General features: G+C 43.7%; 3 protein-coding genes and 1 pseudogene. 3 read left to right on the top strand and 1 reads right to left on the bottom strand.

The window, feature by feature from the left end:
* The first annotated feature begins 7 nt into the window (after positions 1 to 7).
* From IPL34_RS05415 to IPL34_RS05425, 3 genes are read left to right on the top strand one after another with little or no spacing between them, the layout of a single operon-like run.
* Positions 8 to 10276: a non-ribosomal peptide synthetase gene (locus IPL34_RS05415; protein ID WP_296838861.1), complete on the top strand. Its 10269-nt coding sequence runs from the start codon at positions 8 to 10 to the stop codon at positions 10274 to 10276.
* A complete protein-coding gene (locus IPL34_RS05420; protein ID WP_296838864.1) occupies positions 10251 to 14465 on the top strand; it encodes an amino acid adenylation domain-containing protein in 4215 nt (1404 codons plus the stop codon). Before IPL34_RS05415 ends, IPL34_RS05420 begins: the two co-directional genes overlap by 26 nt.
* 15 nt (positions 14466 to 14480) lie before the next feature.
* Positions 14481 to 15485 carry a methyltransferase gene (locus tag IPL34_RS05425; RefSeq protein WP_296838866.1) on the top strand — a complete coding sequence of 335 codons (1005 nt, stop codon included), beginning with the start codon at positions 14481 to 14483 and terminating at the stop codon, positions 15483 to 15485.
* A gap of 242 nt (positions 15486 to 15727) precedes the next feature.
* Here IPL34_RS05425 and IPL34_RS05435 read toward each other — a convergent pair.
* Positions 15728 to 17263: pseudogene (locus tag IPL34_RS05435) on the bottom strand (ATP-binding cassette domain-containing protein); the annotation flags it as partial.
* Positions 17264 to 17404: the final 141 nt, after the last annotated feature.

A 17404-nucleotide genomic window follows, 5' to 3' on the forward strand; every position in this document is an offset into this window, starting at 1 on the left:
TAGTTATATGAAACGTGTGAAATCGGGTTCTATCCCACTGGATCGTCAGGGCAAAATTGATCGTGATCAGCTAGTGAGTCTACATGCTAGCCAAAGTACTACTGCACGTAAGTTAAATACTAATGTCGCGCCACGCACAGAGCAGGAACATCTTTTGGTAAAACTGTGGAGCGAAGTATTAGGCATTAGTAAGTTAGGTATTCATGATAATTTCTTTGAAATTGGCGGCGACTCTATTAAAGCCATTCAAGTGGTATCACGGCTACGCAGTTATGAATTCAAAGCTGAAATTCGTCATTTATTTGAAAATCCTACGATTGCTGAATTTGCTTTAACGCTGACAGTGGTCAGTAAGACAGTAGAGCAAGCACTGATTACAGGGGTAATACCACTCACACCGATTCAACACTGGTTATTTGAGGATTTTAACGGCGCTCCTCATCACATGAATCAAGCTATTTTGCTGGATGTGCAGGGGCGCATGGATGCAGGTCTATTAGAGCAAGCGCTACAAAAGTTGCTAGAGCATCATGATGCTTTGCGTATGTCTTATGCAGCAACTCCTCCTGAGGTGGTACAAGAAAATCGAGCTAGTGTACCTTTTAAGCTCGAAATTATTGATTTGGAGGGGCATGCTGAGCCAGCGACCGCGATACGTAATGAGGGTAATCGCTTACAGTCTAGTTTTAAATTGGAGCAGGGTGGTTTAGTTAAAGCGGCTTTATTGCGCTTAAATAATCACGATAAATTACTCTTAGTGATCCATCATTTAGTGATAGATGGGGTTTCGTGGCGGATTCTTTTTGAAGATCTAACCTCAACTTATCAGCAGCTACAGCAAGATAAATCCGTTACCCTGCCGCTAAAAACAGATGCATTTAAAGCATGGGCAGAGGATTTACAAGCCTATAGTCAAAGTGAAGCACTCGCCCAAGAGCAAGCCTATTGGGAAACTATAGTTAATACCTCAGTGCCTGCTTTGCCAGCCATTGAGTCTAAGCATAAGAGTTTGCATCAAAATAGCCGCACTCTATCCACCACTTTAAACGCAGAGGCAACACACCACCTGCTCACAGGCATTCATCATATTTACAATACGCAGATTAATGATGTCTTGCTCACCGCTCTAGCTCAAGTGATGAATGGTTGGCACGGCGGTACTCAAACCTTGATTACGCTCGAATCGCATGGACGTGATCGACAAGGACAAGACTTAGACATTACCCGCACAGTGGGCTGGTTTACCAGTATGTATCCAGTGTTACTGGCTTTGGAAGTTAATAGTGATACGGGAACAGCTCTTAAAACCATTAAAGAAACCTTACGCCAAATTCCTAATAATGGTATTGGCTATGGAGTCCTCAAGTATTTACGTCGCACGCTAATTAGTCCTACTAATGCCCCTCGGATTACGTTTAACTATTTAGGTCAATTTGATACCGATCTCTCCGGTACACCGTTTAGCTTTGCGCCTGAATATGTGGGTGATCCGGTCGCTCCTGATTCCGAGTTACCGCATGATTTATCCTTCTATGGGGTAACGCGCCAACAGCAATTAACCTTATATGTCAATTTTGATCCAGCGCGTTTTAGCCCAGATACTGTCCAAGCACTACTAGAGGGTTATCAACAAGCCTTACTAGGTTTAATTCAACACTGTCAGACCCAAACAGCGAGTGAGGTCACGCCACACGATCTAAGCTGGAAACAATTAACTCTAAAAGGCTTGCAGCAACTATTAACAAGTGCGGGTTTAAAGGCACATGAGCTACAAGATGTTTATCCGCTTTCTCCCTTACAATCAGGGATGTTGTATGAGCATCTATATGCACCGGATAGTGCCAGTTATCATATTCAATTAGCGTTTCAGGCGAGTGGTCAGGTTAATCTAGCTGTGTTTGAACAGGCTTGGAACCAATTACTGCAACGTCATGATATTTTGCGCACGGTATTTTGGCATGAAGAGCAAGATCAGCCCTTACAATTAGTGCTCAAGCAGCGTGCGCTTAAAGTAGGTTTTTATGATTGGCGTCAGTCAGATCCTGCCACTCATGCAGCACAATTAGAGGCATTTTGTGCCCAAGATCGAGCGCATACTTTTGATATTAGCCGCGATGTATTAGTGCGCTTTAATATTATCCAAATTGCTCATGAACGCTTTTATATGGTGTGGAGTTTTCACCATATTATTTTAGATGGTTGGTGTTCGGGCATTATTTATCGTGAACTCTTGCAACTCTATAAAGGGCTATTGGAGCAGCAACCCGCTCAGTTAGGGAAGGCTATTCCTTATGCCACCTATATTCAATGGTTAGAACAACAAGACAAACAGGCCGCCGAACATTTTTGGAGTGACTATTTAGCGGGTTTTGAAGCACAGACAGGTTTGCCGCGTTTACCCAATCCCGATTTGAGTCTGACACCTACCGAGGGTTCTTCGGAGCATCATTATCATGACTTTGTGTTTGATTCCGCACTGACTCAACAGCTACAACAGTTAGCTAGTCAACATCAAGTCACTCTGTACACCGTATTATGTGCACTGTGGGGGGTATTGCTAGCTAAGTATAATAATACCCTTGATGTAGTATTTGGGACTACCGTAGCAGGACGTCCCGAAGAGATTGAAGGGGTAGAGAATATTCTAGGGTTATTCATTAATACCCTACCGAATCGGGTACGCATGACCCCAGAGATGACACTCGCGCAACTGTTCCAGACATTACACGCTGATAATAGTAAGGCTCAAGCCTATCATCATTACCCCTTGCATCGTATTCAAGCCGCGACTGCATTACGCCAACACCTTTTTGACCATCTAGTTATCTTTGAAAACTTCCCCTTAGGGGCTTCAGTTAAACAACGTAATAGTGAGTTTCCGTATTTTCAGGTGGATGGGAGTGATGTATTTGAGCAAATTAGTTATGACTTTGGCTTATTAATTACACCTGCTGAGCAAATTGATTTTAGGTTTGAATATAATCCAGCGCTGTATCCCAGTAGTTTAATGCACAGTGTGGAGCAGCATTTACGGACCCTTGCTAGCCACTTTATACAGCAGCCTAATGAATCCTTGTCTAGTATCAGTCTGTTAGATGAGGCTGAGGCACATAAGATTTTAATCGAGTGGAATTCCACTCGTGAGCTTTATCCTGAGCAACTTTGTGTACATCAATTCTTTGAGGCACAAGTGGAGCGTATACCCGATGCTGTTGCATTGATTGTGGGTGAAGAGCACATCAGTTACCGCGAACTCAATCAACGTGCCAATCAATTAGCGCATTATCTGCGTGCTCAAGGCGTGGGACTAGAAATGCCTGTGGGTGTCTTTATGCCACGCACAGCCGATATGTTAGTAGCGTTGCTGGGGGTATTGAAAGCAGGGGGGGCTTATGTACCGCTAGACCCGAATTACCCCGAACAGCGTGTGCAATACATGCTGAATAATGCAGGCGTTAATACCCTGATCACTACAAGCACGCTATTAAATCAAGTCACAACACTCAAAGCGGATAGGGCTAATTTGCACTGTGTATTATTAGATAATGATCAAGCATCTATAGCCCAGTATCCTAACAGCAATCCTATTAATATTACTCAAGTCAGTCATCGAGCTTATATTTTATATACCTCCGGCTCGACTGGTTTGCCTAAGGGAATAGAGATTGAGCATCGTGTTAGCTCTAATTTAGTTAATTGGGGTCAGCGCTTTCATACCCCCGCTGAATTACGAGGTGTCCTATTCTCCACGTCTATCTGCTTTGATGTATCTCTATATGAAATGTACATTGCACTTGGTAGTGGTGGTGCACTGATTTTGGCGGAAAACGCTTTAGAGCTACCGCGCCTACCGCATGCCAATAAAGTAACATTAATCAGTACCGTTCCTTCAGCGGCGCGCGAATTAGTCAATAATGGTGCTATACCAGACTCAGTACAAGCCATAGTATTAGCCGGTGAATTTACCCCCGTTGACTTAGTGAATCACCTTTATCAGTCGACCTCATTGCAGCGTGTCTGTGATGGATACGGTCCAATGGAAGCAAACTATTGCACTATAACAGTACGCCAAGCAGAACACCGTCCCGATATTGGTAGACCTGTTCCAAACGCAAGCCTGTATATTCTTGACCCAGAGCACAATCCAGTTCCGGTCGGAGTAGTAGGCGAAATTTATATAGGCGGTTTGACCCTAGCACGCGGCTATTTTAATAACCCTGAAGCGACTGCTAATAAATTTATCCCTAATCCTTTCCCTACCTCGCCGCAAGTCCCTAATAGTGGACGCATTTATCAAACGGGTGATTTAGGACGCTTCTTACCCGATGGGCGTGTGGAGTATTTGGGGCGGGTTGATCATCAGGTCAAAATTCGTGGTTTCCGTATTGAGCTAGGTGAAATTGAGGAGGTATTAAGTCACTTCCCTCATCTAGTCGAACGTGTAGTGGTAGCTCGGACTCCAGCAGAGGGTAGCGCTCAATTAGTAGCTTATATAGTCATGGGTGTGGGCGAGTTACGTACTCAAGCTGAATTAGCGGATGCACTACGTCGCTTTGTGACTCAATATTTACCGGATTATATGATTCCAGCGCATTTCGTGCGTTTGGATAGTCTACCTAAAACACCCAATGGCAAAGTAGATCGCAATCAATTACCCGATCCGGTGGCAAATCAGCGCGAGAGTACCGCCCCGCGTAATGCTATTGAACAGACTTTAGTAGCGATTTGGTCGCAGGTGCTAGGCATTCCTAGCCTCAGTATCCATGATAATTTCTTTGAATTAGGGGGCGACTCCATCAAGGCAATTCAGGTGATCGCTAAATTGGCTCATGCGCAGTTGAAATGCGAAATGCGCCATTTTATTCATCACCCCACGATTGCCATGCTGGCTCCGTTATTAGCCGATCAAGCTAATACTGAGCATCAGCCTGTGGTACAAGAGCAAGTGAGTGGATCTGTGCCTTTAACACCCATCCAACACTGGTTCTCACGCGATATTAAAGGGCCTAAGCATCATATTAATAATGCGGTCATGCTGTATCCTAAAGCACCGTTGAATGTCGAAGCCTTACAACAGGCATTCCAAAGCCTAATGGATCATCATGATGCGCTACGCTTAACCATTGAGCTGAATACTGATAATACGGTGAAAAGCCAATATAATCAGGTCAGTATGGAGTTTAAGCTCGAAGTGAAAACGATTGCTGATCCTAGCAATGGTGAACTAGAGACTTATGCGGATACCGTCCATACTCAGTTTAATCTAGCACAAGGGCCTTTATTAAAAGCGGTATTATTCCGCTTACCTGATAGTGAAAGGCTATTAATCGTGGCACATCATTTAGTGATTGATGGCGTGTCATGGCGGATTTTATTTGATGATTTAATGCGGGCTTATCAGCAGTTATTAGCCCAGCAACCCGTTAAGTTACCGCTTAAAACGGTTTCCTTCAAAGCATGGGCCGAGCGCTTACAGTCCTTAAGTTTAAACGATGCTTTATTTGGTGAGGTCACTTATTGGCAGCAATTATTACATACCCCTTGCCAGCCTTTGCCGTTAAAACCCACTCTAACACCGAGCTTAGTACGTAATAGTTTGACGCATACGATTGAGTTTTCTGAGGCAGAAACATGTTCATTATTATCAGAAATTCATCATGCCTATAATACGCGTATCAATGACATTTTATTGACGGGCTTAGCACTGGCTTTAAGTCAATGGCATGGTGGGCAACGTAGTTTAGTGGCAGTAGAGTCGCATGGGCGCGATTTCCCCGCCGCAGGCTTAGATATTGCCCGCACTGTGGGCTGGTTTACTGCGCTCTTTCCAGTGTTATTAGAGCTTGCGGAACAACCCGATTTAGGCGAGCAGATTAAACAGATTAAAGAAAATCTCCGCGCTATACCGAGTAATGGAGTGGGTTATGGGATTTTAAAATACCTCACCCATGAGTTAGATAATCTACCTGCTGCCCAAATCTCATTTAACTATCTAGGTCAGTTTGATCAGGATTTACCAGAAGAGAGCTTATTTGGTTTTGCTAAAGAATCTTCCGGTTTAGCGGGTAGCCCAGATTCAGAACTTACCTATGAGCTGGTGTTTAGCGGCATGATTAAATATAACCGCTTACGCTTAGCGATGGCTTTTGATCCCGCGCAGTTAGCTGCTCAACAGGCTGAACAGCTATTAGAGTCCTATAAGACACATTTACTAAGCTTAGTGAGCTTCTGTAAGGCACGTAAAACTACTGAATCGACCCCTTCGGATTTAAATAATGGTGTCGTTACGCTACCGACTGTCACTATTAATACCGCTGAGCGTTATGAGCCATTCCCGCTTTCGGAAATTCAGCAAGCTTATTGGGTGGGGCGTAGTGGTAACTTTGAATTAGGTAATGTATCGACCTATAGCTATATTGAACTCAATTGTACTGATCTGGATTTAGAGCATTTCCAACACGTCTGGCAGCGCATGATTGAACGGCATGAAATGCTGCGCATGATTATTCTACCGAATGGTCAACAGCGGATTTTGCCAGAAGTTCCGATCTACCAACTGCCTATTATTAATTTACGCGATCAAGCACCTCATCAAATAGAGTACGCTTTAAATAATTTGCGTGAAACTATGTCGCATCAAGTAGTACCAGCAGATCGCTGGCCGCTATTTGATATTCGTGCCTCACTGATTGATGAGCATCATACCATTTTGCATTTAGGCTTAGATGCTCTGATTGCGGATGCGTGGGGGATGCGGCTATTAGCACGCGATTTATTGCGTATGTACCATCATCCTGAGCGCCCACTAGAAACCCTAGAGCTATCATTCCGCGATTATATTCTTACGGAGCAGGAGCTACAGAAAACGCCTTGGTATCAAAATTCATTTAATTACTGGCGCAAGCGTTTAGATAATTTAGCACCCGCTCCTAGTTTGCCTATGGTTAAACAACCCAGTAGTTTGACTAAAACACGCTTTGTACGTCGTGCAGGTAGCCTCACGGTTGAACAGTGGCAACGTATGAAGAGTCGAGCCAGTGGTGCAGGTTTGACGCCTTCAGGTTTATTGTTAGCAGCGTTTGGAGAGATATTGGGCTATTGGAGTAAAGATCCGCGCCTTACTATTAATCTCACGATTTTTAATCGCTTACCTTTACATCCACAGGTCAATAGTATTGTGGGTGACTTTACTTCGCTTATTTTGGTCGAAGTCAATCGAGCCGCTAAAACTAATTTCTTGGATTATGCTCGTGAAGTGCAACAGCAGCTTTGGCAAGATTTAGAGCATCGCCATGTGAATGGTGTTCGCGTACTACGCGAACTCATTAAAAAGCGCGGTAATCAACAATCAGCGGCTATGCCGGTGGTATTCACCAGTACTTTAACGCTCAATAATTTTGAAGACCCTGAACGCTTACCTGCATTAGGTGATCCAGTGTTTGGTATTGGTCAAACACCGCAAGTGTGGCTGGATCATCAGGTATCGGAAGAGGCAGGTTGCTTACGCTTTGATTGGGATGCGGTCGATGAGTTGTTCCCAGCGCATATGCTCGACGATATGTTTGCCATGTATTCTAAACTATTGCATCAGTTAGCCGAGGCAGAGACCGATTGGTCCACTATGCAAGTAACGGTACTACCCCCTTGGCAACGCGACTTATACCAAGAGGTAAATCATACTACTGCATCAGTACCCACCACATTGCTACATACCTTATTCTTGGATCAGGTAAAACGTACTCCTAATGCAATAGCAGTGATTACACCAGAGCGCCAATTAAGCTATAGCGAGGTGGAACAACGAGCGATTGCATTAGCATGGCAATTACATCATGCAGGTGCTACACCGAATACTTTGGTTGCCGTAGTGATGCCTAAAGGTTGGGAGCAGGTGGTTGCCGTCTATGGGATATTACTAGCAGGAGCAGCCTATTTACCGATTGATCCTGAACAACCACAAGAGCGCCAACATTATTTACTGCAACAAGGTGAGGCTAAATTAGTAGTCACCTTACCGAGCTTAAAACAGCAATTAAGCTGGCCTGATCAAGTTAAGTGCTTAACCGTGGCGGATGATCCACTACCCGCCGTTCCGCTTATTGCGCCTGCTACACTGCAAAAACCTACCGATTTAGCCTATGTGATCTTTACCTCCGGTTCTACTGGGCAACCTAAAGGGGTCATGATTGATCATCGGGGTGTAGTCAATACGATTCTCGATATTAATCAACGCTATAAAGTCACGGCTCAGGATCGCGTATTGGGATTGTCGGCCTTAAACTTTGACTTATCGGTTTATGATATTTTCGGCTTATTAGCTGTAGGTGGTGCATTAGTATTACCTGCTGCGGGACGTGAGCGTGATGTCGCTCATTGGCTAGAGCTAATGAACCAGCATCAAGTAACACTGTGGAATACCGTTCCAGCTCTGATGCAGCTTATGGCTGATTACTTAGTAGAGCGTCCTGAACTACCGTGTCAGGCTAGCTTGCGAGTGGGAATGCTAAGCGGTGATTGGATACCGCTCAGTTTACCGGACAAAATCCACACTTTATGGCCCGCCATTCATCTTAATAGCTTAGGTGGAGCGACGGAGGCGTCTATTTGGTCGATTCACTATCCGATTACGCAAGTTGATAGCGAGTGGCGTAGTATTCCCTATGGTAAACCGCTACTAAATCAAACCTTCTATGTGCTCAACGCTCGCATGGAGCTATGTCCTGTATGGACGCAGGGGTCGTTGTATATTGGTGGTATTGGTCTTGCCTTGGGGTATTGGCGTGATGAAGTGAAAACGAATGCTAGTTTTGTTATTCATCCACAGACAGGTGAGCGTTTGTATAAAACGGGGGATTTAGGTCGCTATTTACCCGATGGCAATATTGAGTTTTTAGGGCGGGAAGACTTTCAAGTCAAGCTACATGGCTATCGGATTGAACTTGGTGAAATTGAGGCTGCATTGCAGCAGCATCCTAAAGTACAAGATGCAGTAGTCACGGTCGTAGAGCGCCAGCAATTAGCCGCCTATATTATCCCTAAACCCGCACAGCAAGATGATTATCAAGCGGATAATGCAGGTGAGGTGATTTTAGATAAAGTCGCACGGCTAGAGTTTAAATTGCGCCAACCTAGTATCCGTCATCAACCCGCTCAAAGTAATAGTGTGCTGCTTCCTAAGCCTGTGTTTGATGAGGCGCTCACGGCTGCGTATTTAGCACGTCAAAGTTATCGTGAGTTCAATAGTGCGCCTATTGAATTAGCTGAGTTTAGTCAACTACTCAGCAGCCTAGTGCAAATGCCTGTTGCGGGAGCACCGCTGCCTAAATATCGCTATCCTTCAGCGGGTAATCTCTATCCGGTACAGACCTATATTTCAGTACGCCCTGAACGTATTAAGGGGTTAGCGGGTGGGATTTATTATTACCATCCAGCGGAGCATCGGTTAGATTTAATCACTGCTGGCGAGGGGATTGATAGTAGTGCCTATGGTGCGCAAGGTGGTTTTAATCAACGTATTTATGAGCAATCAGCGTTTGCTATTTTCTTAATTGGAAAATTAGATGCGATTCGTCCGCTCTATGGTGAGCTAGCGCGTGATTTTTGCTTATTAGAAGCGGGCTATATGAGCCAACTACTGATGGAGGTTGCACCCGATTATGGTTTAGGCTTGTGCCCGATTGGTAATGTTGAATTTGAACCTCAGCAAGCCTTATTCCAATTAGGGGCAGATCACATCCTTGTACATAGCCTATTAGGGGGCGCGATTAATGCCGCGCAAACTCAACAATGGATGCAAGATAGTCATCAGCAACAAGCCTCTAGCGCTGATCAACTTAAGGAGTTCTTACAACATAAACTCCCCGCTTATATGATCCCCACGCACTATGTGGTGTTGGAGCAATTCCCTCTCAGTGCTAATGGCAAAGTGGATCGCAAAGCCTTACCTCTGCCTGATATGGAGCCACTAGAGGAGAGTAAAACAGGCTATGAAGTACCTGCGACAGCTTTGGAGCAGCAAATTGCCGAGCTTTGGCAAGAGATTTTAGCTTTGACCCAAATCGGAAGCTTGGATAATTTCTTCTCGTTAGGGGGAGATTCGTTGTTAGCTATTCGCTTACTCACTCGTTTGCGTGAAGTATTACCTGTGGATATTACCTTGCGAGATCTTTACGAAGCCCCTCAATTATGTCGTTTTGCGCAACGCTTAGAAAGCCGCATGCCTGCCCCTATTGCCCCGCAAGGAGACAGCGATGACTACATCGTCGATGAAATCTAATTCCACTCAGGACATGGCAGCGTTGTTACAACGTTTGCAAGAGCGAGATATTCGGGTCTGGGTTGAGGGTGAGCGCTTACGCTTTAGCTTACCTAAAGCCCAAGAGTCCTATCGTGAGCCATTGAAAGCTGAACTGAGCACTCATAAAGTGGCGCTTATGGTATTTTTACAAAGCCAGCAGTCTCCAATGCTTGATAAGGCAATATTACAACCCGTTGATCGTAATCAAGAGTTACCGCTGTCTTTTGCTCAACAGCGTCTATGGTTCTTGGCTCAATTTGATGCGCAAAGTACACCGTATAATGAGTCGGCAGGGCTAATGCTTATCGGCGAATTGAATGTCGCAGCACTGGAGCAAAGTTTAAGTGAACTGGTACGTCGCCATGAAACCTTGCGCACTAATTTCCCACAAAATAATGGCATACCCTTTCAGTGCATTAATCCGCCTGGTGCTATTACCCTACCTATTGTGGATTTACGTGGTTTATCTGAGGCGGAGCAATTAGCGACTCAGCAACGCATGGCGGCTGAAGATAGCCAACGTCCGTTTGATTTAGCACAGGATTTACTATTGCGCTTTCAGTTATTAAGGCGCAGTGATACGACTGAAGGTAAGCCTTGCTATGTGTTGCTCTCAACGATGCACCATATTATTTCTGATATGTGGTCGATGAGTGTGTTTACCCGTGAGCTGTCTACGCTCTATCAAGCTTATGCGAGTGGTAAGCCTTCACCCTTACCAGAGTTGACTATTCAATATGCTGATTTTGCTTATTGGCAACGGCAATGGTTGACGGGTGAGGTATTAGATCGACAACTGAGTTATTGGAAGCAAACGCTAAAAGATGCACCTGCTTTATTAGAGTTACCGACTGATTTTCCGCGTCCACCAGTACAAACCTTTAAGGGTGCACGTTTACCCGTGCGCTTAACCGATACACAAATTACTGCCTTACGAGCCTTGAGCCAGCGCAGTGGTGCTAGTGTATTTATGATTTTGCAGTCGGTATTTGCTTTATTACTAGCCCACTATAGTGGACAAACTGATATTGTCACCGGATCGCCGATTGCTAATCGTACTCAGCGCCAAGTCGAGGGTTTAATTGGCTTTTTTGTCAATACCTTGGTAGTACGTACCGATGTATCTGGTGATATAAGCTTTAATGAGCTACTGCAACGCGTTAGAGCGCAGGCTATTGAGGCTTATAGTCATCAAGATATACCGTTTGAAAAGCTCGTGGAGGAATTACAACCTACGCGCAATCTGAGTTATTCACCCCTCTTTCAAGTGATGTTTGCCTTGCGCAATATTCCGGGTGAGGACTTAGATTTAGCAGGTTTGACCATTAAGCCAGTCGAGCGTACTGGTGTAGTGGCTAAGTTTGATCTCACCTTAGAGTTGAATGAAAACCCCAAAGGTATTTTTGGCGCACTGGAATACAATACCGACTTGTTTAGTCCAGCGACAATTGCCCGTATGGAACAGCATTTACAGCAATTGTTGGATACGGTTTTAAATGCGCCAGATACTAAGATTCAAAGCCTAGCGTTATTAACCGAGCAAGAGCGTAGTCAATTACAAAGCTGGAATAATACTAAGATAGCGTTCCCTGCAAAAACCTTAGTACAGCTTTTTGAAGAGCAAGTCGCTAAAACTCCAGATGCTATTGCAGTCGTGAGTGGTGAGCAGGCTCTTAGCTATCAAGCCCTGAATGAGCGAGCCAATCAATTAGCGCATTATTTAATGGCACAAGGTATTAAACCTGAAGCTTTGGTGGCGCTGTGTATGGAGCGCTCCGTCGATATGCTGGTAGGTTTATTAGGCATTTTGAAATCTGGTACTGCTTATTTGCCTTTAGATCCGGCATTTCCACCTTCACGTTTAGCTTATATTGTAGAGAATGCACAGCCTGCTTTAATCCTGACTCATTATGCTTTGCAAGACAGTTTGCCTCAGACACACACTAAGACGGTGTTGTTAGACGTTGAAACTGAAGGCTTAAACTTATTACCTCAGCATAATCCCGCTCCTATGGCGCAATTAGAGCATTTGGCTTACACGATCTATACCTCTGGTTCGACAGGCCAGCCTAAAGGGGTACAGATTGAGCATAAGGCTCTGATTAATTTGCTGCATGCCATGCAGCTTGAATTAGAGCTTCAACCTCAAGATGCTTGGTTAGCCGTGACAACTCTATCCTTTGATATAGCGGCACTCGAAATCTTTTTACCCCTTTTAGTGGGAGCAAAAACGGTATTATTGCCGCGTGAGTTTGCGGTGGACGCGGAGCAATTACGCCACAGTTTAGAGCAACACGCTATTACTATTATGCAAGCCACACCGGCCACATGGCGGCTATTACTCAGTCACGATTGGCAAGGTAATTCTCAGCTCAAAATGCTCTGTGGGGGCGAAGGCTTACCTCTTGAATTAGCCAGAAAACTACTGCCTAAAGGTGCAGGTTTATGGAATGTATATGGACCCACTGAAACCACTATATGGTCAACGATTTGCCGCATTACTCCAGAGCATTTACAACAGCAGCGTGTACCGATTGGTAAGCCTTTAGCGAATACTCAGCTTTATGTGCTAAATGATCAGCAGCGTATGGCTCCACTAGGTGTAGTGGGAGAACTGTATATCGGTGGTGACGGTCTAGCACGCGGCTATTATGGTCGTGATGATCTAACCGCTGAGCGTTTTGTGAGTGTAATGCTTAGTGAGCATCAGTCTGCTGTTAGGCTATATAAAACAGGCGATAAAGCACGGTTTTTAAGTTCTGTCGAGGTCGAGTGTTTAGGGCGGCTTGATAATCAAATCAAACTACGCGGTTTTAGAATTGAACCGCAAGAAATTGAAGCGAATTTAGAGCGTTATCCAGCGGTACAAAGTGCGATTGTATTATTGCAAAACAAGACTAGTGAGGATCAGCGCCTAATAGCTTACCTTGTAGCAAATCCGCATGAGTTTATTAATACTAAAGGGTTGCGCCCCTATCTGCGTGAGCACTTGCCAGACTATATGTTACCTGCGCAATTTATAGTATTAGATACTCCACCACTGACCCCTAATGGCAAGATAGATCGTCTGGCTTTACAACAGCAATGGGCTGGGGAGCAAGCGGTTAATGAAGAGGCTAGTTTTATTACGCCGCGTAATAATCGGGAGTTTAAATTAGCTAAATTATTTGAAGAAGTGCTCGGTGTTTATCCGATTGGGGTTCATGATAATTTCTTTGATTTGGGTGGACATTCCTTCCTAGCAGTCAAATTAGTGACCCGCATTAATCAGGTGTTTGAAACACAATTACCGCTAGCTACCTTATTCCGTGAGGCAACGGTGGCTAAATTGGGCGCTTTATTAGATCGCAGCACCAACTTGATCGGTTGGAGTTCTTTAGTACCGATTCAAAGACGTGGGGAGCGCCGACCATTTTTCTGTATGCATCCCGCTGGGGGAACGGTATTTCGCTATACCTTATTTGCGCATCAAATGGGCTATGAGCGTCCTTTCTATGGCTTACAAGGACTTGGTATTGAACCCGGACAAATCCCCCATAATAGTATCGCTGAAATGGCGGCAGCCTATATCGAAGAAATTCGTACTGTGCAACCTCATGGTCCTTATGTGCTCTCTGGTTGGTCATTAGGGGGGACGACGGCTTATGAAATGGCTTTACAACTCGAAGCCGCAGGCGAAGAGGTGCCGCTAGTTATTCTATTTGATACCCCTACACCGGACGGTGTGAGTTATGAAACTGATCAAATTAAGTTTTTATTAGAACGTGTCCCTACTCAAGGGGTGGTATTAGATCGTTTGGACGAGTTTGAAGGGTTTGAGGACAAACTCACCTATATCTTTGAGCAGATGAAACGCTTTAATCCGATCATGGATTTTGATGTAGCTGAGGGCAAGCGCTTTCTCAAGGTATATCAACATCATAACCGCATTATGAGTGAGTACTACCCCGCAAAAACTATTAAAGGGCATTTGTTGTACTTAAAAGCACAAGAAGCCTTGTTATATGACATTCACATGGGCAACCCGTTACACGAGTGGCCTAAATTTACTCAGGGTGGTTTTAGCTTTGAATATATCCCCGGACATCATTTCAATATCTTGGAAGCCGCCGAGGGTAAAGTCATGGCTGAGGTCATTAATCGCTATTTACAGCAACTCAATTTATAAGCTGGAGCACTAGACATGCACAATAACTTACCGCTATCAACTTTATTGCTCGTAGCGCTGCAAGGCAAATCCGTATCACGCATGATTGGAGATGTAGCTAGATTAGGCATTGCTGATTTATTAGCGGATAAAACGCGCCCTGTAAGTGAGTTGGCTATTGAAAGTGAAAGTAATGAAGATGCACTGTATCGAGTGCTGCGTGCTTTAAGTACCTTAGGCGTATTTGCTGAGCAGCCACAACGGTGTTTTGCTAATACCGAAGCTTCTTTCCATTTGAGACGTGGTGTGCCGGGGGGATTATTAGAGTCTTTAGCATGGGTCAATTGCCAGCCCTTTTGGAAAGCTTTAGGTGCTTTTGATCATAGCTTGCGTACTGGCGAGTCGGCATTCACTTATGCCAATGGTGAGCCTTTATTTGAGTATTTAAAAACCGATAGCGAAAGTGCGCGTGTTTTTAATCAAGCTATGACCTTGGGTAGTGTCACCATCGGTCCGCGTGTAGCAGAACGCTATGATTTTGCTAGTGCTAAAACTATTGTCGATATGGGTGGTGGTCACGGCGCATTATTGAAAGAAATTCTCAAAGTGCACAAGCATTTACAAGGAATCGTATTTGATCTGCCGCAAGTCGTAGCGGGTGGTCAAGCGGGTGAGTTAGGTGAGCGCTTGGTTTTCCAAGGGGGTAGTTTCTTTGAAACCGTTCCTCAAGGCGCTGATCTTTATACCATTAAACATATTATTCACGATTGGAATGATGAACTGTCAGTACAATTACTGCGTGGTTGTCGTGAAGCTATGTCGGAGCAGGGGCGCGTTCTGGTCATTGAGCAGGTAGTAAGTGATGCGCCAGAAGGTGTGTTTGCTAAGCTGGTGGATATTGAAATGTTAGCTATTACTCATAATGGGCGGGAGCGTACTCAGGAAGAGTTTGCTCGGCTATTTGAGCAAGCAGGTTTGCAACTGACACGCGTGATTCCAACGGGTTTAGCAGCCGTATGTATTTTAGAAGGTACTCGTTAGTGTTTAGTTGAGGGCACGGCTAAAAGTCAGTGCTGTTGTGTTGCTGGAGCAGTCTTGTCGGCATGGATGCCGACTTGTAGCGTACAAGGATGTATTCACAGCGACTGCGTAAGCAATGCAGCGGCACTGACTTTTAGCTACTAGACTTTATAAAGCCTCCTCACCTCTATATTCCACTAAGCGTCCTTCCTCCATTTTTAAAACCCTATCGGCTACATGAAAATATTTATCATCGTGAGTTACGGCAATAATGGTTTTACCTTGGCGTTTTAAATCTGGCAAAATGGTTTCATAGAAAAAGCGCCTAAAGGGTGGGTCTTGATCAGCAGCTAATTCGTCAAAAATATAAATCGGTTTATCTTCTAAAATAGCGGCTAAAAAGGCTAAGCGCTTACGCTGCCCAGTAGATAAATTCATTTGAGTAAACTCACCTTCTTGATAGCGAGTTTTTTTCTCCAAGCCCAAAGTTTTTAATAAGCCACTGACTTTTTGCTCATTTACTTGGTGCACACCATATAACTTATCAAATAAATGAAAGTCTGTGAAAACTATGGAAAATAATTCACGATAGCGTGGGTATTGATTTTTTCGATGAAGTTATTATCTAGTAATAAGTGCCCTTCATCAGGTTGATAGAGTCCTACTAATAGTTTTAATAAAGTCGATTTACCACTACCATTACCTCCCACAATAAAAAGTAAATCACCTTTATTAATAGTTAGGTCAATCGGACCAATGGAAAACGAAGCTTTACCCTGCGAATCACGGTAAGCAAAATGGTTTTTATCTAATTGAATGGTGGCAAAGTCACTAAAAGGCACTAAGGCTTGATTAAAGGTTTTATCGGCAATAACTTTATCTAACTCTGACTCTAGCTCGTATAAGTTATCTAAGGCTAGATTACTTTTAGCGGCGGAAGGTAGAGCTGAAATAACTAAACTAATTGGACCGATAATAAATAAAACGGTAGTAGAGATTTTATAAATTTCTTCCGCATGGCTTGCATGAAAAAGCGGGACAATGAATACTAAAATCGCTAAAAGCACATAAAATGATAAACGTGCGAACATTAACGTATTCACTTGACGCGCACCTACATCCATGCGCAACGTTTCAGTTTCTTGTGAAAGCTTTTCAATATTGTGAAACAAATCATCACTTTTGGCGCGATTAATACGTACTTCTTTAAAGCCATCCAGTAAATGACTAAAATAGCTAAAAAACTTAGCCTCCTTTTGCCCAGTAACTCTTAACTGACGCATAATACCCGACTCATAGTAGATATAGGTTAGTATAGCGATAGTTAAAAAAGCTAAGGTCATAAAAAAGCTAATAGGCGAAATAAAAATCAAATAAATAAAGCTAAAGATTAATACCATCATTGATTGAGCAGCAGAAATCAATAATAGTGTTGATTGTGAGATTAAATTACTGTCTTGAGTAAGCCGCGTATAAATATTACCACGCTCAGTGTTTTCAATATAACTGAGTTCTACTTGTCGGATTTTACTAGCAATCCGTAGTCTCACTTTATTAGTAAATTGCTCTACGGCTACGATAGTGCGCGTCAGGGCATATTTTTGAGTATAGGCATAAAGTAAAAATATAATTAAATATAAAACAAAGTATTGTGACTGTATTTCATGGTTCGCTACCATATCAGCGGACACATTTATGACAGCGAGTATCAATGCATTGGCTAGCCCCGATAATGCAGTCATAAAAATAATTTCATTAATAGGCGCATTATCATCACGTAAGTATTTGAAAATTTTCATAAGTGTTGGGGTATAGCTATGAGAGTATTAATAGATAAAAATGAATGAACAGAATACCATAGAATGCTTCTGATTTTACATGACTACTGAGTTAAAGAGCAGAAATCAAGTTTTGCTAAACATTTCTTTACAATAAATTGT

It is taken from the genome of Thiofilum sp., from assembly GCF_016711335.1.
GTDB lineage: Bacteria > Pseudomonadota > Gammaproteobacteria > Thiotrichales > Thiotrichaceae > Thiofilum.